Raw genomic sequence first — 20,188 nt, forward strand, 5'->3', positions numbered from 1 at the left:
TTCAAGTACCGCCTTCCCCAAAATTTCATCACTTTCATTTATGGAAACAAACATATCGCTTCCACCATATTGAAATGAAGGATGTAATTCATAACAATCAAATAATTGGTTTATAAATATTTGCGATCGTGTGGAAAGAAGCTTGGTAGGTTCGAGTTTAAATTTTGTCGAAAGCTCCTCCTTTATGGGGGCACCACTTTCGTTGGATCTGATAGCAATTTCACGAAGATAACCCTCCGAAAATTTCCCATCGATCCTTTGTGATCTGTGATCGCTCGTCTTAGAGAGAGCAAGCCGAATATATGCCCCCAGATCAGCGGCTGACATAGGTAGAGACTGATACATCAGGGGTGTATCGGGATCGGTTGTCGATGTTCCCGCAGCCCACTGGTAACTGTAGAAACATTTCTTTGAGCTAACGAGAGTAATGTGTCTCGCTTGAGGAACATTTTGCCATGCTTCAAACGGATTGAGAATTACAGTGTTTTTGGGTCTGGAAACTAGCTCGTATTTATTTAGATTTACGGGCCAACCGTATTCGTACCATTTTCCATTTTTCCGCTTATAAGCGATCCATGCGCTCACTCGATTGCCAATACCAAGGGAATAGTATCCTAATACCAAAGCAGGACGCCGCTGCAAGAAATATGGACCCGCAGCACTCTTGGCTATGGTAGTAACTGCTGCATCGACAGCGGATTGTTTGGCTCTGATTAAATCACCGATAAAAAAATCATCGCTCAATTAATTTCTCCAGATTTCTTTTAAGGATCACCCAAAAGCCTTTCAACGTGACATATATCACCACAAATATTATGCGATTACCAGTCATGGGTAATGTAGATGCTCGATCCTAGATCACGTTGGCAAAAGGACTGTATGGTCTGCCTGAGATCTGATTCACTTTGTGCCTGGGGATAACGGGCAGAGGGAACAGACATGGCACGAGGCGATCTGACGGATCAGAAATGGGTGATAATTGGTCCGTTTTTGCCGCCTGAGCGTGGACGTTGGGACCGTCCGGCCAAAGACAACCGCCGGTTCCTCAACGGCATACTGCATGTTTTGCAGACCGGCTGCCCCTGGCGGAACATGCATGAGCGCTCCGGTAAATGGAACTTTGTCTATGTCCGGTTCCGTCGTTGGGCCGAACAGGACGTGTGGGATGCTCTTTTGCAAACCCTTGGAGATCTGACCCTAACAGATGACTGGCAGCATATGGTCGACGTACCGTAGTCCGTGCGCATTCCCACGCTACCGGTGCAAAAAGGGGGGCTCATACGGAAGGTTTTAGTCGATCACGCGGCGGCTTTACGAGCAAGGTTCACGCCCAATGCGACGATCAAGAACGTCCTCTTGGCTTTGTCCTTACCGGAGGTCAGGGCTCGGACTACAGAGCCACAGGCGCCCTGACGATGTTGCCGGTTCTCAACCCCAAGACCATGCTGACCGATCGGGGTTATGACAGCGATAGTTTCCGTCAGGATCTGGTGATCCACGGGATCCTGACGGTCATTCCATTACGCCAAGGCCGCAGCGTTCCACAGAAAACAGATTGGTGGCCTTACATGGACCGCAACCGCATCGCGCGGATGTTCAAGCACCTCAGATGCGCCGCATCGCGACCCGATACGACACGATTGCCTTGTCCTTTATGAGTTTCCTTAACTTCGTCGCCGTAAGGCTCTGACTCAGGCCTTTTGTCAACGTAACCTAATCATCATGCCGCTTGATTCGACATGAAAGAGGGAACGTTTTTTAATGAAGCAACAATCGGCTTAATCGCTCCATGTCGTATCCCGCAGTGCCTTTTAAAACCACAGTGTGCGCTCTGAGAAATATTAAGTCCGCTTCTTATGTTTCGGGACGCACAGCGGACATTCCGTTTTCCCCCCCGAAACTGCCTGTCTGCTCAGTAATATGAAACCAGACAGGCGGCATTCCCCTCAGCTCTGACGTCTTGGCGGTTTTGACCGTTTTCCAAAAGTTGATATTGCAAGACTCACGTCAATAGACCGAGTTTGAGATATTCTTGCCGATTGCCGCCGCCAATGGCGAATATCCGGCTACGCCCCAAACCGGTCAATCGTGGGACGCCGTAAGCTCTTGCTGCACTTTCCGGGACTACGGACGATCAGGAACGGCAGCTTCACAACCGCGTAGACTGGATACCAGACAGCCCCAACTTAGCTTCTGGCTTGAGCGCCTTGAATTAGCGCATTGCCGTCCCGGAATATCTCGACGAGATGAAAATTCTCAAGGCCTTTCCAGTATTTCGGGTCGATGTGTTCGAACAGGATGATTTGAAATTCCTTGCCCATGCGGTTCGCCTGGGAAATAAAATGGTCGAGTAGTTTGAGGGCAGTGTGGACCTTAGCAACGTCGCTCTCATTAACGTCCCGATCTTGCTCAGCGCGTTGCTCACTCTTAGCGCCGCTGTTCTCGTCATCTCCCCAATATGGTCTGGAAAACTGATCGATGATGAGAAATGGCGCCACATGCTGCCCGTCATTCGCCATAATAATCTCGTGCAATCCGAGAAAAAGAAACAGGTGAAGGAACATGTGGTTTGAGCTGCTGCCAACGTTTTCGATGAATGCAGTCTTTGGCTTTCTTAAGTGAAGCTTCTTTTCCTTGTAGTCGAATGCAGAGCGATATTGGCCGTAATTGCCCAAAGCCACGCTGGCTGAGGAGATATATTCTTGGATTGTCTCGTCGAGAACGCTGGTAAAATGCTTCTGGCGCTCTCCCGCTGACAGGACAGAGAGTTCGCCGATTTGCCTTTCCAGATTTGCTATATCAGCATCGAAATTGCGTGAACTGTTTTCATTTGTTTCCGCGAATAGTTTAAGTTGAGCCTTCGTCTCGCCAATGAAAATATATTTTTCTTTGTCGTTCTCAAAGACTGCGTCACTTGAAGGCAGTGCTTGCAGTTCAGCCTGTAGCTGTTCGCGTTGACCTTCCAGTTCTTTGATTAACTCTCCGACATTGCTGTCCAGAGGGTTTTTCTTGGATATCTCTGTCTTGATTTCTTGCAGGCCTTCTTCAAGTCTCTCGAGAATTTCGAAAAAGACAGAAGTGCGCACGGTATCCGCGTGATTGCTGCGAAGAGAGGAGATCGGCTTTAGGCTATCGGCGGTTTCGGACAGAACATCCTTATGCTTGGTATATTCGCCTAAGAATTTGCGAAGTCCCTTGATCTTTCGGGAAACCCGATAGAGCTCGGCAGAGATCTCCTCGTACCTTCTCGAGACAAACGATTGCGGACCCGTTTCCCTTTCAACCACCATCCGTTGCAAAGTCGCCACTGCTTGCTCGGCATCCGAATTGTCGGCAATGAGTCCGTAGGACATTGCCCGGGAGGTCGTCTCGGCAAGCTCGCCGTAGAACACCTCGCGATTTTCGTCTGCTTTTATCGATTGCTTCTGCAAGCGCGCTAAGCGCTTCTCAAGCTGCGCTCGCTTATCGCGTTTGAGGATATTTTCGACAGTGTCGATCCCAACTGCGATGTCGAATATGCGTGGTAACGCTTCCCGGGAGCGGGGTTGATCCTGCTTGTCGAAAAACTGCTCGCTGTGGGTGATGATGTCCTGCGAAATCGTGTTGAACAGCAGGAAATAGCGAAGCGATATACGCGAACCTGTCTGCAGATATTGCCCACCGAAGGGGATCCTGACATCCTGATCGATACCGAAATCGGCGCCGAGCAGCACCTTCAGGGCCGGTTCCTGGATGTTTGCCTTCGGGGCTTTGTCGGGGATTTCACCGATTGACGAGAAATAGTAATCGCTTGAGACAGTTGGGCCGCTTGGCGCCCTTCTTGCCAGTGTATAGACCTTGTCGTTCACGTGGATTTTCAGGCCGTACCACAGAGTGTTTTCGTTGATGATGCTTTCCGAAATGCGATGCCGATTGGCGAAGAAGCAGTAATCGAAGATATCAAGGATTGCGGTCTTACCCGTATGGCTGGCGCCCGTGATCACGTTCACCTTGTTGGGAAGAAACGACAAGGTACGGGTTTCACCATTGGCCCGCCAGAGATAAAGGCTTTCGATATGGAATTTCACAGTTCGATCCTCGTATTGAGGTAGAAAACATCGACACTGCCCGAGATAAGGGCTGCGATGTTGGACGAGGCGCGATAAATCCGACCGGCCCGGTTGCCCATAGCCGGGGTCATCGGCAGCGGCGAGGCAATCGCAGCGCCGTCTGCGCGCAATTCAAGGCAGCCAATCTCGTTCAACAGCTGAAGCGCATTGACGGTGGGGGCAAGGCAGGCGCGATAACGATCGGCAAAGTTATAAAAATATTGCGTTTTCTCGATGAAGTACTGCTCAAAACTGACGACCCGAAATCGGGCATTTGCGAGTTGTCTTACCATATCGCGATGCGCGACAATCGGCAGGATCACCATCAATCGCGGGAACGTCAGAAATTCAGCTTTCTCCAAGACGGCTGAGATCGCGACAGCATCAATCCCCAGATTATTATAGAAGCTGCTCAGTTTCAATTGTAACGATCTTTCCAGTTGTGCAACCAGCCTATCACGGGCCGATCGGACAATTCGTAGAAGCCACCGTTACTCATTCTGACGGGTAACTCTTGCGAGGCAAGGGGAAGTTTAACTTTTCGCAGTTCTTGAATGATACCTCGCGCCGCTGTCCCCACCGCTGCCTCGTCTGGTGGTGGTTGACGACGGGGATAACTCGCAGTGAAAGTGTTTTCCCAGTAAGTGTCGGCCTCTTGCTCAAGGTCATCGACATCGGACTGCGTTATGTCGCCATCTTGGATCCATTGCTCGACATTATCGCGGAAATTTAATCTCAAGGTGGTGAATTTCGTCAGAATTTCGACGTCATCGGCTGCAATATCGTCGATATCCACGAGTTGCTTGATGAATGTCTGGTCTGAGAGGTTTGCAGGAAGGGCTGAGGTAAGATTTCTAATCACGAACCCCGCACTTCTCACTTTATCGAAGTCTCGCCGGTATTCGTGGTTGAATTGTTCAAAGCTGAAGCTGATTTTGCCTCCCGCTTTCACTGTCGCAAAGGAGTTCTCTCGAAGCTTGGAGTCCACGGCCTGAAACACGTCATCGACCCTAGTCGGGTGAATTTGCTTTTCCAAAATCGAGGCTTTGCACTGGGCGATGATCTCATCAAGGCCTAGCCCGAACGATAAATTTCGAAGGAATGCCTCCGATACATCAGGGGCAAGGTTCAGGAGATCGTCGATATATCCTTTGATGGTTTCGTCTTTGGTCTCAGTCTTGAGCGCGCGAATATCAGATATGAAAGCCACGTGTGATTTCGAGGCATTACAGAATGCATCAAACGAAGACAAGAATGAGTTCCGGACGTTGGTAGACTTGTTAGATGCGAGTAAAAAGGATGTTTTCTTCAGAAATATCAATTGGTTATTAACAGATGAGCGCCCGTATACCGGATCTATAATTACTTTGCACCAATTGGAAATCGACTTCCAGAGATCAGGATCAAGCGTGGTGAGGTTTATAGGGGCGCCTTGCGCATTTGTCTGGACGGTGTGCTTCAATTGGACGAGCAGTGTTTTGCCGTCCGCGCACTCGATGTGAACATCATCCAGAACTTCATAGCCTGCAGTTTGACCGCTCTTCAGGTTAAGGATTTCATTTAGAAAATAGTAATACTGGTAGTCGAACCCGATTGACTTGTCTTCTGCGCTTGTCTTGTCGACGCGCGACCTCTCGTTCATACCTCACCTATAGAACGTGCAGGAACTTATCCCTCGGGAACTATGAAATACTCTAGCATTTCGATAGTAGTAGTCAATCAGTCGATCCTGCCGTTTGACACGATATGAGGGAAAGAAGGCTTTATCCCAGACACAGGCAATCCGAGAATGCCCCGGCCAATGTGAATGGACGGCAGGTTTCAGTTCGCACATTGGGATGCCGAAACAGCAGCAATGTCAGCGCCTGCTGTCCGGATGATCAGACGTATCTACTCGCACGTTTCGGCGTGGTCGGACGCTCAAGCGCCCTGCTGAGCGGTGAGATCTGGGTCGGTAACAGTCATGAATGTGAGAACTACGAATGACTGCTTTTGGTGGTCCCTTTCCCGAGAGCAGACATTCCACGTTCCCCCCAAGTCAGCCGGGAGCCTCAGAATAGTTACAGACCTGCATGAGTTGGAATGTCTCTCGCAAAGAGGGCCAGAGACGATCAGACTGTCTTTCCGGCAGCAGACTGGACGTGTCGCGGTTTAGTTCCGGACCTTTAAGACCGAAGAAGGTCGTGAAGAAGAGTTGGAATGGGACGAGTTTACATAGCTGAGTTCAGAAGCAAGGCAGCCCGTCTTGCTCTGAGCAGTGATCTTTCGTGAGAGCGCATTGCCGAGGACCTGAGGATCGGTTCTTCGACCTTGAAGACATGGATCCGTATGCCCAGAAGCACGACACTGTCGTTGCTTACACAACGGATCATACGGCGTTATTGCGTAAGAATGAGAGATTACGTCGTGAGAACCTTCTGCTAAAAGAGGCGACACAGTTCTTTTGGAACCAAAGATCGTGAGGTTTGCGTTCATTGCGCGGTATCACGGTCCGCTTTCACGCGAACGGGTCTGTCGGCTATTTGGTGTCAGCGACCGAGGTTTAAGAGCGTGATGTCGCCCGGTTCGTGCCCGCAGAACAGGGGATGATGCTCTGATGGTCCATATCCGCACCGTTCACGAGCAGAGCAGGCGAAGTTACGGACGTCCCCGCATGTCAGAGGGCCTCAGAACTTGTGGCTTTTCTGCTGGACATCGTCGTGTGGGACGGCCGATGCGGGAGACTGACATCCGGGTTGCCCGAACGCGGCGCTTCAAAGTGACCACGACAAGTTCGCGCAGGCACAGTATTGAACCCAGCCTTCTGGGACAGGACTTCTCCACAACAGCATAACCAGAAATGGACAGCAGACATCACAGAGATCTGAACACGTGAAGGCTGGGTTTACCTGGCGGTGATGCTAGACCTCTTCTCACGAAGAGTCATCGGCTAGAACCTTGAGGCCCGTATGACCGCAGATCTTGCCCCCACAGCGTTACAATGCGCTCTTGCCTTGCGTCAGCCACCACAGGGTTCGTCCATCATGCGGATCGTGGCAGTCAGTATTGTTCAGAGGCGTACCGTCAGTCCCTTTATGCTCATAGCTTTCTTGTGTCCATGAGCATAAAGGGAAGCTGCTGAAATAATGCTGTAACTAAGAGCTTCTTCAAAACCCTGAAAGCGGAACTTCTGTGACGACAGGCCTGGAGCACACGTCATGAAGTAGAGCAGGATATCACGCGCACCATCAACGATTTCTACAATCTGCCGAGGCTGCATTCCACACTCCAGTGGAAAAGTCTTCTGGATCATGAGCGGCAATGTCGCTTAACAGATAACTCATGGTCCGGAACTTAAACCCCCGACACGTCCAATCAAGAAGTACGCGCCTCGCTACCGTGGCTTATCTTCACCTGTTTGCGCCTCAGTTTGCTGCAAGAGGTGCATCCGTAGCGCGTCTATGAAAACGCGGATTTTTGAGGAAAGGCTTCGGTGCGCGGCGTAGACAGCATGCGCTTCCACGGTTTCTGTTGTGAATGTTGGAAGGACTCTGACCAAGGTTCCACGTTCAATGGCTGGTCGAGCGAGAAAATCAGGCAAGCGTCCAATTCCAGCACCGTGTTCCAGCAAGACCTGCAATACGGCGGGCTCGGGCACAACGGAGCCAACGGGAACAGGAATGCGGTGCTCGTGTTTCTGCGCGTCCTGGAACCGCCATATCGTGGGTCGATCAGTCCACCCAAGAAGGACGTGATTGGTCAAATGTGCTGGCGTATCCAAGGGGCCTCGTTGAGCAAGATATGCGGGACTGGCACATGGCCATAACGCGATGTGACCCAGTTTGCGCGCAATTAGGTCTGAGCTAGGCAGAGCGCCGATACGGATGGCTATATCAAGATTCTCCCGAGCAAAATCTACAACGCGGTTTTCCGTATCGAAGTGCACGTACAATTCGGGAAAACGTTTGAGAAAATCAGGAAGCATTGGAGCGACAAGGCCAAGCGCAAAGGTCATTGCAGCATTGATCCGCAAGATACCTCGTGGCTGTCCTGTCACACCATCCAGAGCCGCTTTCGCCTCATTTAAATCATCCATAACCCGACGCGCATAGGGCAGAAGCATCCGTCCTGCCTCCGTCAGCCGGAGAGCCTGCGCGCTGCGTTCAAACAACTTCGCTCCAATGACCTCTTCAAGGCGAAGCAGCGCTCGACTGAGGGAGGATTTTGGGATGCCTGTTGTGCGAGCAGCGGCACTGAGACTCAAGGAATCTGCAATATGTATGAAGCAACCAAGATCATCAGAGTTCATTGCAGAACGTTCCATAAATGGGACGCAACGTCTACGATAAGATATCTGCTCTTCACAAGCGGAACGGCATATTGTCGTCCTTCAACGAGGGGACAACCATGTCAAAGCCAATTATCCTGATCACAGGTGCGACCGGGCAACAGGGCGGCGCTACCATTCACGAAATGGTGCGTCGCGCAGGACCATGGCAGCTTCGAGCACTGGTTCGTGACCCGCAGGCTCCAAAAGCTACTGCTTTGGCAAAGCTCGGGGTCGAACTGAGACAGGGCAACCTGGATAACGAGCAGTCCCTTCGGGCAGCACTTCGAGGTGTCCATGGGGTGCTGTCCGTCCAATCTCCCATGAAAATCGGGTCGTCGGGAGAGGAGCGTCAGGGCAAATTACTGGCGACGTTGGCTGCGGAAAGCGGTGTCCGTCATTTCGTGCAGTGTTCTGCCGGCGGAGCAGAACGCCAGAGTAGGGTGCCTCATTTTGAAAGTAAGTGGGCCATTGAGCAGCATATCGCGTCACTCGGTCTCAATGCGACCATTCTTCGGCCAGCGGCTTTCATGGAAAATTTTTCCACCTTTGTGTTCCGTACGACAATGCTTTCGATGATAAAAACCTATCTGGCACCAAAACAGTCAATGCAACTTGTTTCGATCCAGGATGTCGGATGGTTCGCTGCTGAAGCATTCGAGAGGCCCGAGCAATTTTCTGGACGAAGTATTGAACTGGCGGGCGACACTGTCACCTTGCAATCTGCCTCGTCCGTACTCCGTCGCTCAGGTCTGCGCCCTACACTGTCCTTCAAAATGCCCGCACTGCTTTGCGCGCGGCTACCGGAGGATTTCCGCCTCATGTTCGAATGGATCGCACGCGAGGGGTTTGATGCTGATATTGCCGGTCTCCGTCGTGAGCATCCAGGTCTTCTGACCGTGCGCGATTGGGCAGACTGTAGAGCGTAATAGAGGTTTGGTCGGAACTGCTTACTTTTGTCCGGATCGAAGACAACGACAAAAGACGATTTTGTTATTGTGACCAATTCAATAAAATTCTTACTATTACCCGACTGTTTTTTTTCTCCGAAAAAGAAGACCTCTCAGTCTTTCGAGAGGCGGATCCGGCTCGGCTAGGCACCTTAGACTGTAATGGAGTACTATGCTACTTCTCTAAGGAACCGCATGATGAAATCATGTGAGAGATAGAAGCGATCATTATCGGCGCAGAATAGTGCGGCCGACCAGGCTCTTATGTTTTTTTTGGTGAGTATATCGAATGCGTATTTTGAGAGGTTTGTTTTTAGCGGTATTACAGCTTGCACTTGGGGGCACAGCAGCTGCAGCATCAGACACGACAATCTTTGTGCCATCCACCCCATGTTTGACTTATCTGAACTACGCGACCAAGGACGCAGCATCTCCCAATATGCCGGAAGCGCGAAGCAGAGTCATTTCGGCAATGAATATAATGAAGCCGTATATGACAGAGTTTGCCTCGCTTCGTATGGATCATATGGAAATGCTCATGGCGCAGATTACCCAGAGCTTCTTTATCAGGATGGAGCTTGAATGCCGCAGTCATCCCGATCAGCCCTTGTCCGAAGTCATCCGAAAGGTTGGCAACGGCATTGTTGATAACGTGAATGCGAGTTTAGCCCAATCAGGAGATAAAAGGCATCTTCCTTATCCAGCCTTCTGAACAGAGGCAGCGGATTATCAAACTTCCCTGACGATCGGCGTTCCGCCAAGCCAGACAACCATGCCGATGCCTAGCGGACGTCACCGTGCAGATCTCATGTCTCTGCCAATGTGACGTCCGGATCGGAGATTTGCGGCCAGATAGTCGATAAAGACACGGACTCTTTGCGGCATATAACGATTTGGCCCCATAAAGACGGCGTGCACAGTTTGTGGCTCCTGCGCGGCAAATCTTTCGAGCACAGGGACAAGCTTCCCCGCAGCGAGGTCTTCCTGAACCTGAAACAGTGAAAGCTGTGCGATCCCGGCTCCTGCGAGCGTCAGACGGCGCATGCTTTCTCCGTCTCCCAAAAGGAGATTGCCTTTTGGGGCGAAGGTTCGTGGCTGTCCGGTTTCATCGCGGAACTTCCATTCCGGCGTTTGTCGTCGGAATGCGAACGTCAGACAGTTATGCTTTTCCAGTTCATTGACCGTTTCAGGAATGCCATGGCTTTCCAGATATGACGGAGCCGCCACGGTAACGAAATGCGTTTCCATGAGCTTGCGCTGCAGAAGCCCTGAATCCCGCATCGGACCGATGCGAATGGCGACGTCGGCATGATGCTCGACAAGATCCACAACCTGATCCGTGAGATCTACAGAGAGCCGGATTCCCGGATAGCAGGCCAGGAATCCGGGCAACAGATCAAGCACGCATTGAAGACCGAACGGCAGATTCATGTTGACCCGAACGTCTCCCGTCGGCCGGGGCGTTTCATGCAGAAGACCATCTTCCAGCGCTGTCATCTGTTCTAGAATACACAGACTTTCGCGATAGAAGCGCTCCCCTTCTGCCGTCAACTCAATGGACCTGGTCGATCGGTTGAGAAGCCGCGTTCCCAGCCGCGCTTCCAGACGTGACGTCAGCTTGCTAACGGCGGACGGTGACATGTCGAGCCGACGCGAGGCTTCGGAAAATGATCCGGCTTCCACAACGGCCACGAACACTTCCATTTCGCCCGACCGGTTAACATCCCTCAACATATCTGTGCCCTGAATTCATAGCGACTGTGAATTCATGTTCTCTAGTTCATTCGTTTTGCAGGGAGCAAGTTTCACGAAGCTATCCAAACTTTCTGGAGACAGTGAACCATGAAAATCTTTCTTACAGGTGCGACCGGCTATATTGGCGGTTCCGTCGCCCGCTATCTGACCGACTTCGGCCATGAAGTCCGTGGTCTCGTGCGTCAATCCGACAAGGCACAGGCTCTGCAGGAGATTGGTATTTCGCCCGTTCGGGGATCGCTGGATGACGCTGCTCTTATAGCGGAAGAGGCCAAAGCGGCAGACGCTGTCATTCATGCGGCCAACTCTGATCATCTTGCGTCTGTTCAGACCTTTCTCGAAGCTCTGAAAGGCAGCGGCAAGGCCTTCATCCACACATCCGGATCGAGCGTCGTCGGTGATGATGCGCGGGGAGCCTATGAGCGACCGGATATCTTCGCGGATGATACCCCTTTCGTCCCGATGGACATCCGTAAGGATCGCGTTGAAATCAATGAAATCGTCCGGATTGCTGGGGTGCGCGACGGAATCAGGACGATCGTTTTCTGCCCAACAATGATCTACGGGGAATCTCTTGGACTGCCGGCAAAGAGTGATCAGCTTCCCAAACTTTACGCCCAGTCGCGGAAAGTCGCTGCCGGCGCTTATATTGGAACGGGGCTGAACCGCTGGTCGAACGTTCATATCCGTGACCTTGCAGAACTTTATCGACTGGCTTTGGAAAAAGCACCGTCAGCCTCTTACTTTTACGCGGAGAATGGTGAAGCGTCTTTCGTCGAGATCGCGACTTCCATCAGCAAGGCGCTTGGCTTTGAGGGTAAGACGCAAAGCTGGCCAGCAGAGGACGCCATTGCTGAGCTGGGCGACTGGGCCCGCTTTGCCATTGGCTCCAACAGTCGGGTGCGGGCCGTGAATGCACGCCGGCTGCTCGGGTGGGCGCCTCAGCACACCTCCATCCAGAAGTGGATCGAAACAACCGACGTAGTCTGGTGAAAACAGTCTGATGATGTCCGCTGCCCAAGCCCCTCTGACGCAGCGGATCATTTTCTTTTCACACTCCCTTAGGAGCTTTCCATGACCGGCATTGACCTGAGCCGCCGAAGCTTATTGCCACTGGCTGTTGGATTCTGGGCGACGGCATCTGCATCTACGCCTGTTCAACCCCGCATGCCATGGTGGAAGAGCAGCGTGTTCTACGAGATTTATCCCCGTTCGTTTCAGGATGGAAATTCTGACGGTATCGGGGATTTTATCGGGATGAAGGACAGGCTGGAATACCTTGCGGAACTGGGCGTTGACGCGATCTGGGTTGCGGCCTGCTTCGACTCTCCCAATGTCGATAACGGATATGACGTGCGAGACTATCGCAAGATCATGCCGGACTTTGGCACCATGGAGGATTTCGATGCCTTTCTGGCACGCGCGAAGCAACTAGGAATTCGTGTCATTCTCGATATGGTTTTCAACCATACGAGCGACCAGCATGCCTGGTTTGTAGAAAGCAGATCGTCCAGAGATAATCGCTACCGCAACTTCTATCACTGGCACGATGGAAAAAATGGCGCGCCTCCCACCAACTGGCAGACGCAGTTTGGAGGTTCGGCCTGGACACTAGATCAGAAGACAGGCCAGTATTATCTGCACTCGTTTGAAGCACAGCAGCCGGATCTGAACTGGGAAAATCCTGAAGTTCGTGCTGAGCTTTACGCGATTCTGAAGTTCTGGGCCGACAAAGGTGTAGATGGTTTCCGGTTCGATGCGATTACTTTCATCGCAAAACCGGAAAAGCTGTACGATCTTACTCCGGAAGAAATTCCGGCACGGAAGACGTTTGCCGACCATGGAGACCGGCTCAGTTTCTATCTGAAAGACATGTACGAGCATGTTTTCAAGAATACAGAACTGTATTCGGTGGGAGAAAACTGGGGCGTGACCCGAGATGAATATGCTCGTATTACAGACTCACGAAACAGAGAACTTTCATCCGGATTTCGCTTCGACTTTCAAATCAAAGACAATATCGATGCATGGCGTAAGGGAACTTTTCATCTAAGTGATTTGCGCGCATTCAATCGTGACAACAGTTTTGACGATCACCCCGGGACGTGGCCTGTTGTCTGGCTGGAAGACCATGACTACTCACGCTCGGTGTCACGGTATGGCTCGCAACTTCCCCAATACAGAGATCGTTCGGCAAAACTTCTGGCAACGATGATGCTTTCCCTGCGCGGGACACCATTTATCTACCAAGGACAGGAGATTGGAATGACCAATTTTCCGTTCAGATCGATCGATCAGTTCGACGATGTATTTGCGCATAACGAATGGCGCTTGCAGGTTGAGTCGGGACACATTTCCCCTCGGGAAATGCTTGTAAATCTGGCGGCAACGACGCGCGACAATACCCGCACACCCATGCAATGGAATGAAGGGACTAACGCTGGGTTTTCTTCGGTAAAACCCTGGATGCTCGTTAATCCGAATTTCCGTACAATCAACTGCTCTACAGAATCTTCTGACCCCAGATCAGTACTTTCTTTTTACAAGAGCATGATCCGGATCAGAAAGCAGTTTCCAGTTCTTATTCATGGAACCTACCAAGACATTTCGCCGGATGATTCACCGATCTACGCCTATATCCGGGAAGATTCCACAACCAGAGCCTTGGTTGTTCTGAATTTCTCTAACGAGGAAAAAACGTTCTCCTTGCCTGAAGGGCACCTCGAAAAATAGGGCTTTCCTGATCGGCTGAAATGGGATTCAGGGTTAGCGCGCGATGAGCGCGTCAACTTTGGGGTTGAGGGATGGGTCAGCCTGGATTTTTCGATTTGCAGCACCGTTATGAGGGGCTGGACGCGCATGGCGACCCTCTGGTGGTGTTGGGCGCGGCGGTTCCTTTCGAGATGTTCCGGTTGAAGCTGAAAACGGCGCTGATCAAGGGCGGGCTGCGGCGTTCAGAGGCGGATCGCAAGAGCGCGGCGGGTCGCAAGCCATGGGACGAGGTGCTGATCTTCAAGGTGCTGGTGCTGCAGGCGCTGTACAATCTGTCGGACGACCAGATGGAGTACCAGTTGCGCGACCGGCTTTCGTTCATGCGCTTTGTCGGGCTGGGCCTGGAGGACGCGGTGCCCGATGCCAAGACGCTGTGGCTTTATCGCGAGGCATTGGCCCGTGCCGGCGCGGTCGAGGCGCTGTTCGACCTGTTTGACGGCTATCTCAAAGCCAAGGGATACCTGGCGATGGGCGGGCAGATCATCGACGCGACGCTCGTTGCGGCGCCGCGCCAGCGTAACTCACGCGACGACAATGCGACGGTGAAATCGGGCAAGACCCCCGAGGAGTGGGAGAAGAAGCCCGCGAAGAACCGCCAGAAGGACAAGGACGCGCGCTGGACGAAGAAGCATGGGCGTTCGCACTTCGGCTACAAGAATCATGTCTGCATCGACCGACGGCACAAGCTGGTGCGACGCTACGCTGTCAGCAGCGCCTCGGTGCACGACAGCCAGAAGCTGGAAGACCTGCTTGATCCCGGCAACACCGCCAGCACCGTGTGGGCCGACAGCGCCTATCGCAGCAAGGAGGCCGAGGAGAAACTCGCCACACGCGGGTTCAAGAGCCGTATCCACCAACGCGGATGCCGGGGCAAGCCGCTCACGACACGACAGGAAGCGGCCAACAAGACCCGCTCGTCAGTGCGGGCGCGGGTCGAACATGTGTTCGGCAACCAGCATACCAGTATGGGTGGCAAGCTGGTGCGCATCATCGGCATCGTTCGCGCGACTGTGAAGATCGGGATGCAGAATCTGGCCTACAACATGCGCCGCCTGGTCGTACTGGAGCGCGGCGCGCTGGCAGACAGATAGCACCTGAAATCCGCGATCCAGTCGCCAAATCGGCCGGACCAACCCAAAATGGCGGCCCCAACAGGGGGCCGAAGGACCAAAAATCGATAATCCTCCGGGCCGTCACCCCGGCACGCGACCTACGCCAGCCTCAAAACGCAATTGTTCGAGGTGCCCTGAAGAGAAAACTGTAAAGCGCGTCATTGCCAGCAATATAGAAAGAAAACAGATTCAGGGCAGCGCCATCCGCATTCAACCATGGGAGAGTATTATTGCTATCGTATAATAAATCCTGAGGTACTAGCGGCGGGTCGCAACCCGCTAGGACAGATGCCCTAGCGTCTTCTTCTCAGTCATCTATCTCGCCGCAACCGCCCTGATTGGTCCAAGGATCCTTAGCCCAATCAATTATACTGTATCTTCAAAGGAATATTAAATTATATTTCTGAAATAAAATATAGAACTTCCTTATTAAAGCATACTTAATATATTTTATTGTCAGTATTTCGTTAAAGTCATCCAAGAAAATAGACTCTCGCTGAAAGCAGGCAACTGACCATTAAGACGAGTAAGATGCTCCATTTCAGTGTGAATTTGAGCATTTCCCCTTCTTTTCCAACAATCCCTACTGCTGCACAGGCGACGGCGATCGATTGGGGCGAGATCATCTTCCCAACTGAGCCTCCAACAGCATTGGCAGCAACGAGAAGTGGACCACTGACGTGGATCTGCTGACCTGTTGCGGCTTGTAATCCTCCGAATAGGGCGTTCGAGGATGTGTCAGATCCTGTGAGGAAGACGCCAAGCCATCCAAGAATTGGAGAAAGAAACGTAAAAGCTGGGCCTGTTGCAGCGAACAGGAGGGCAAGCGTCGCGGAAAGACCGGAATAATTCGCCAGATAAGCAAAGGCGAGGACCATGCCAATAGAATAGATCGGGATTTTCAGTTCGTTCAGTGTCTGCAGAAAGATCACTGCAGCATCCCGGGGGCGTGCACGTAGCACGAATGTCGAGAGGATCGCAGTCAGCATGATGCTCGTGCCGACTGAGGAAATCAGATCAAGCTTAAATACCGAGTGAAACGGTGAAGGCTCGATCGAGACCGGCGGCATCTTGATGATCAGATCATGCAGATAAGGAAAGGGAAACGTGATGACAGAGGACGCAAGCAGACCACCTGGTTTGAAGAGGTTTTTGAAAGGCGCAATGCTCCAGAGGGCGACAAGTGCAGTCAAGATAACGAATGGCATCCAGGCACGGATAATCTCGTTTTTGCTATAATTTTTTTCAGAACCAGGGACGGGTGCATTTGTGCTTTCTTGAGGAAAACGAAAACTGTTCGCTGGCGTCCAAAACTTCAAAAAGAGAGGGATGACCAGGAGTGTTGCCAAAGCCGCGGCAATGTCGGGAAGTTCAGGTCCTACAAAAACAGCCACCAAAGTCTGTGTAATGGTAAATGTCAGTGCTGCAACGAGGGTGATCGGCCAGACCTCTCTTAGCCCGCGCAGCCCATCCACGATCATCACCAGAAGGAAAGGGATGGCAAACGCGAGGGCAGCAAGCATAGGCATTGCAAGCCGAGAGATCAGCAATGGATCCGCACCAATAACCTGACCTCCGACGATGACTGGAATGCCCATTGCCCCGAACGCGCCAGGCGCAGCATTAGCGAGTAGACATAGTCCACCCGCATAAAGCGGTGGCACCCCAAGACCGACCAGGAGCGCTGTCGTGATCGCAACCGGAGCGCCGAAACCGGCAGCGCCTTCGAGAAAAGCACCAAAGCCATAAGAAACGAGGAGGATTTGAATGCGCTGATCGTCGGAAACTGTGACAATCGAATAGCGAATAATGTCGAAGTATCCGGTTTTGACCGAAAGTTTATAAAGGAAGACTGCAGCCAGAATGATCCACGCAATAGGCCATAAGCCATAGAGAAAGCCGTATAATCCCGTCGCGATCAGATAGGGTATCGGCATTCCGTAGAATAGTACGGCTATGAGGGCCGTGAGAACCACCGTGATGGTGCAGGCGATATGGCCCTTCATGCGAAGCACCAGCAACGCTACGAAGAAAAATGCAATCGGTATCAAAGCAACCAGACTGGAAATTATAATATTTCCGGCTGGATCGTATATCTGCTTCCAGGGGGACATGGATTTATTCTCCTGACTTCGTGTCGATAAGGCTTATCCATGCCGATTTCCGGCCCTGGATGCGGGGGGATTAAAGATTGCCGATAACTTTGATGCCGATGACCGTTGCGTTCGGAATGACTGACGTTTCTCCCGGTCGCATCTGGTATTCAAAAGAGGGTTGAAAGAGCAGGCCGGGCATAATGGGAACTCCGTAATAGGCTTCCAGCGTTGCCGTATGCGTCTGAGGGCCGTTTACGCCTGCGGGGAAGGGCAGGCCTGCGTCCTGAAGAAGGTGCTGCCCGAGCGTCAGGCGTTTGCTGATCTGATAATACGAATACATCACCCCAAAACGGTCGAGTGGGCGAAAAGGGATGATGCCAAGAAGCGAAGTTCCAACATAAAACTGATCAGAAAAGACCGAGACTTGCGGTGTATTATGAATGTAGCCCGCCATTAGGTAGCCTCCTGCCATCTGATGCAGGCCGTGGCTGCGATAAATCATCTGGTCGGCTTCAATATAAAATGTGTCGCGTGCCTGAGGCCTTTGCACCGCATATCGGAGTGCCATCGAGGAGGGGACCGAGCCAATCATGTCCGTAAAACCGCTGGTATCGTGGCCAAAGCCGAGTTTGTAGTGGCCCGGCAGCTTTCGTGGGCCGATAAAAGGCTCCCATGTCAGTTCGATGGGAAGCATGACGCCAGTCTGCTTCTCGCTGCCCCAGGCCCATCCTGATGGATTCGATGTCAGGACAGAGGACGCGTAAACACCTGTTCTTAACGTCAGATCGCGTGTTGGGCGCAGACGGATCGTGCCGCCCCATGTTGCTTTCGGGTAGACGCTCCACCCTTGAACGCTTTTAATGCCCACTGGGGCTGAGCACTGGATCATGAAGGTGCATAAGAGCAGAGATGTGCCATAAGTGTGTGTGAGGGTCAGGCGGCCCAGATTGATATTGATGCTGTTGTGACGGAAAGATTTTTCCACGTAGAAGTCTGCTAAATGTGCCGCCATATGGCCGGAAAGGCTGTAAACTTCAGACAGCAGAATTCGCCGCTCGCCGACGTGATCAAAGCTGATCTGTCGACCTGCTCGTTCCATTAAAACGCCGTGCAGGATCCATCCATTCAGACCTAGCAGCTTGCCCAGATCGAAATTATTCACCAGCGTCAGTTCATGAGCATACGACATGCCTTTGCTCAGACCGCCGCTTACATTAGCCAAGGCTTCCCCTTTATAAGCGAACTGAAATGTATAGCCCCGTTTAGCGAGCCACGTTCGTGCGGGTGCTACTTGTGGAACCAGATTACCGAATGCTTGAGCAGGTACGAAATACCCCGCAGAGAGGTCACGTTCCCGCAGGGCATCATCTCTGCGATTGAGGAGTGCAGACAGGCTTTCAGTATTAAAAAGGCTTTCAAGCTGATTAGGGTCGGAAAGATGTTCGGTCCTTTTGGTGGATGCCGCCACGATATGTGATGCTTTTGCGTCGGAATGGAACGGCGTATCTCTGTCCGTTTGAAAGCTCGTTCCTGGGTGCTGTCGCATGATTAAAGCTGTATCAGGTGCACTTTCAGCAGAACTGGTGGCCACTAGGGCGATAAAGAGCATTGCACCTGCATACCAAATGGTCCGGGAGCGTCTTTTTGTCCTAACAACGGATAACGACGCAGGAAGATATTGGGTAAAATCATGAAACATGACAGTAATATTCCGTGTTATTCACAGATTATATTTATTTTTAATGTATTATTCGGTAATCGCGCCTCTATTATTTCGCTCGATATGCCGTGATGAAGTCTTTGTGGGTCGTTGAAGGATCAGCGTTCTCGCGCAAGTTTCTCAACACTGTCAGAGGTAATTTCCGAGATCGAGCGTGCGCCAGTCAAAATCATCGCAACACGGAGTTCTTTTTCGATGATGTCCAGCACATTCGCGACGCCGCGCTCTCCTGCTGCTGCGAGAGCGTAAACGAAGGCGCGCCCCAGCAGGACGGAATCAGCCCCACATGCAATCATTCGAGCAATATCCAGACCGCTGCGAATTCCTGAATCAGCAAGAATTTTCAGGTCACCCTTGACGGCATCTGCGATGGGAGGAAGGGCACGAATGGTTGAAAGGACGCCGTCAAGTTGCCGTCCACCATGATTGGAGACAACGATACCGTCTGCCCCAAATTTTACAGCGTCTTTCGCGTCCTCAGGGTCCAGAATACCCTTGATGATCATTGGTCCTTCCCAGAAATCACGTATCCACTGCAAGTCTTTCCAGCTTATTGAGGGATCGAAATTACCTGCGAGCCAACCAATGTAGTCTTCAAGCGCAGTGGGGGTGCCTCGATATGTCGAGATATTGCCCAGATCATGCGGGCGTCCACGCAAACCAACATCCCAAGCCCATTGCGGATGTGTCACCGCCTGAGCATAGCGACGCCATTTAGCCAGCGGGCCGGACATGCCTGAATGAGCATCGCGGTAGCGCGCCCCCGGTGTTGGCATGTCTACCGTAAAGACGAGGGTGGTTACGCCTGCTGCTTTTGCGCGCTCCAAGGCATCACGCATGAAACCACGGTCTTTGAGCACATACAACTGGAACCAGATTGGTTCTCGAACTGCGGCTTGCACTTCCGCGATTGGACACACTGATACAGTGGAGAGGGTGAAAGGGATACCTTTGCGGCTTGCGGCCCGTGCTGCCTGAACTTCGCCGCGACGGGCATACATACCTGTTAGCCCCACCGGGGCAAGCGCGGCTGGAAAAGCAAGCTTACGCCCGAATATTTCGGTAGAAGTATCCAGATCAGAGACGTTGCGAAGAATACGCTGTCTTAAAGCGAGATCTGCAAGGTCTGCAGTATTTCGTTTCAGCGTATGCTCCGCATATGATCCGCCATCAATGTAATGAAACAGAAAAGGAGGGATTTTCCGAGCGGCTGCCTTTCGGTAATCTGTCGCTGCTGAAATAATCATTGCAACTCTCCTTCGCGGATTTTGTCATTCCGCGTGCGCTTGTTTTTTTTCTTAGATCCGTCTTTCTCACGGACTGCCTGGCGCATTGTCTGGAAGAGAAATGTCCTAACATCCATTCGCTTAAATTGGTGCTATCCATACT

The 20,188-nt window shown here is 51.9% G+C and carries 16 protein-coding genes and 1 pseudogene; 8 read left to right on the forward strand and 9 right to left on the reverse strand.

Going from position 1 to position 20,188, the window contains the following annotated elements:
- A partial coding sequence (locus ABF979_RS12570) for a hypothetical protein (RefSeq protein ID WP_415560188.1) occupies nt 1–744 on the reverse strand: 744 nt, incomplete at its 3' end.
- Nucleotides 745–939: 195 nt separating this feature from the next.
- Between ABF979_RS12570 and ABF979_RS12575 the strand changes: the two genes are divergently transcribed.
- Both ABF979_RS12575 and ABF979_RS12580 read left to right on the forward strand, forming a co-directional pair.
- Nucleotides 940–1,236, forward strand: coding sequence for a transposase (locus ABF979_RS12575; RefSeq protein ID WP_415560190.1), 297 nt, complete (start codon nt 940–942; stop codon nt 1,234–1,236).
- Nucleotides 1,209–1,658 (forward strand): transposase, encoded by a 450-nt coding sequence (locus ABF979_RS12580; protein WP_415560214.1) that lies wholly within the window; start codon nt 1,209–1,211, stop codon nt 1,656–1,658. Before ABF979_RS12575 ends, ABF979_RS12580 begins: the two co-directional genes overlap by 28 nt.
- Nucleotides 1,659–2,186: 528 nt before the next feature.
- Here ABF979_RS12580 and ABF979_RS12585 read toward each other — a convergent pair.
- Genes ABF979_RS12585 through ABF979_RS12595 form a run of 3 tightly spaced genes read right to left on the reverse strand, consistent with a single transcriptional unit; the run spans nt 2,187 to nt 5,730 of the window.
- Complete coding sequence (locus tag ABF979_RS12585) at nt 2,187–4,067, reverse strand: DUF3732 domain-containing protein (RefSeq protein WP_415560191.1); 1,881 nt, start codon at nt 4,065–4,067, stop codon at nt 2,187–2,189.
- Nucleotides 4,064–4,510, reverse strand: a complete 447-nt coding sequence (locus ABF979_RS12590; RefSeq protein ID WP_415560193.1) for a three component ABC system middle component — start codon at nt 4,508–4,510, stop codon at nt 4,064–4,066. The genes ABF979_RS12585 and ABF979_RS12590 overlap by 4 nt, the downstream gene beginning before the upstream one ends.
- Nucleotides 4,507–5,730: a hypothetical protein gene (locus ABF979_RS12595; RefSeq protein ID WP_415560195.1), complete on the reverse strand. Its 1,224-nt coding sequence runs from the start codon at nt 5,728–5,730 to the stop codon at nt 4,507–4,509. Before ABF979_RS12595 ends, ABF979_RS12590 begins: the two co-directional genes overlap by 4 nt.
- Before the next feature lie 557 nt (nt 5,731–6,287).
- Between ABF979_RS12595 and ABF979_RS12600 the strand changes: the two are divergent.
- Nucleotides 6,288–7,425 (forward strand): annotated as a pseudogene (locus ABF979_RS12600) (IS3 family transposase).
- A 36-nt stretch (nt 7,426–7,461) separates the two neighbouring features.
- Here the strand turns inward: ABF979_RS12600 and ABF979_RS12605 are convergent.
- Nucleotides 7,462–8,376 carry a LysR substrate-binding domain-containing protein gene (locus ABF979_RS12605; RefSeq protein ID WP_415560197.1) on the reverse strand — a complete coding sequence of 305 codons (915 nt, stop codon included), beginning with the start codon at nt 8,374–8,376 and terminating at the stop codon, nt 7,462–7,464.
- A gap of 98 nt (nt 8,377–8,474) precedes the next feature.
- On the opposite strand from ABF979_RS12605, the gene ABF979_RS12610 reads away from it, so the two are divergent.
- Together ABF979_RS12610 and ABF979_RS12615 are read left to right on the forward strand one after the other, a co-directional pair.
- The gene (locus ABF979_RS12610) at nt 8,475–9,323 is read left to right on the forward strand and encodes an NmrA/HSCARG family protein (RefSeq protein ID WP_415560198.1); all 849 of its coding nucleotides are present in this window, start codon (nt 8,475–8,477) and stop codon (nt 9,321–9,323) included.
- 310 nt (nt 9,324–9,633) lie between these two features.
- Nucleotides 9,634–10,056: a hypothetical protein gene (locus tag ABF979_RS12615; protein ID WP_202208616.1), complete on the forward strand. Its 423-nt coding sequence runs from the start codon at nt 9,634–9,636 to the stop codon at nt 10,054–10,056.
- 80 nt (nt 10,057–10,136) lie between these two features.
- On the opposite strand, the gene ABF979_RS12620 is transcribed toward ABF979_RS12615, so the two are convergent.
- A complete protein-coding gene (locus ABF979_RS12620) occupies nt 10,137–11,078 on the reverse strand; it encodes a LysR family transcriptional regulator (protein WP_415560201.1) in 942 nt (313 codons plus the stop codon).
- A 108-nt stretch (nt 11,079–11,186) separates the two neighbouring features.
- Here ABF979_RS12620 and ABF979_RS12625 point away from each other — a divergent pair, with 108 nt between their 5' ends.
- The 3 genes from ABF979_RS12625 to ABF979_RS12635 all read left to right on the forward strand — a co-directional run bounded on the left by ABF979_RS12625 (nt 11,187) and on the right by ABF979_RS12635 (nt 14,962).
- On the forward strand, nt 11,187–12,092 hold the full coding sequence (locus tag ABF979_RS12625; RefSeq protein ID WP_415560203.1) for an NAD-dependent epimerase/dehydratase family protein: 906 nt from the start codon (nt 11,187–11,189) through the stop codon (nt 12,090–12,092).
- Nucleotides 12,093–12,173: 81 nt separating this feature from the next.
- Nucleotides 12,174–13,832: a glycoside hydrolase family 13 protein gene (locus ABF979_RS12630; protein ID WP_415560205.1), complete on the forward strand. Its 1,659-nt coding sequence runs from the start codon at nt 12,174–12,176 to the stop codon at nt 13,830–13,832.
- A gap of 71 nt (nt 13,833–13,903) precedes the next feature.
- The gene (locus ABF979_RS12635) at nt 13,904–14,962 is read left to right on the forward strand and encodes an IS5 family transposase (RefSeq protein ID WP_415560207.1); all 1,059 of its coding nucleotides are present in this window, start codon (nt 13,904–13,906) and stop codon (nt 14,960–14,962) included.
- Between the two features lie 494 nt (nt 14,963–15,456).
- Here the strand turns inward: ABF979_RS12635 and ABF979_RS12640 are convergent, their stop codons facing one another.
- From ABF979_RS12640 to lldD, 3 genes are all read right to left on the reverse strand, one after another.
- Nucleotides 15,457–17,097, reverse strand: a complete 1,641-nt coding sequence (locus tag ABF979_RS12640) for a lactate permease LctP family transporter (protein WP_415560208.1) — start codon at nt 17,095–17,097, stop codon at nt 15,457–15,459.
- Between the two features lie 70 nt (nt 17,098–17,167).
- Nucleotides 17,168–18,688 carry a carbohydrate porin gene (locus ABF979_RS12645; protein WP_415560210.1) on the reverse strand — a complete coding sequence of 507 codons (1,521 nt, stop codon included), beginning with the start codon at nt 18,686–18,688 and terminating at the stop codon, nt 17,168–17,170.
- Nucleotides 18,689–18,897: 209 nt separating this feature from the next.
- On the reverse strand, nt 18,898–20,046 hold the full coding sequence (gene lldD, locus ABF979_RS12650; protein WP_415560212.1) for an FMN-dependent L-lactate dehydrogenase LldD: 1,149 nt from the start codon (nt 20,044–20,046) through the stop codon (nt 18,898–18,900).
- Nucleotides 20,047–20,188 lie beyond the last annotated feature (142 nt).

Origin of the sequence: Gluconobacter sp., from assembly GCF_047723935.1 — a bacterium.
Taxonomy (GTDB): Bacteria; Pseudomonadota; Alphaproteobacteria; order Acetobacterales; family Acetobacteraceae; genus Gluconobacter.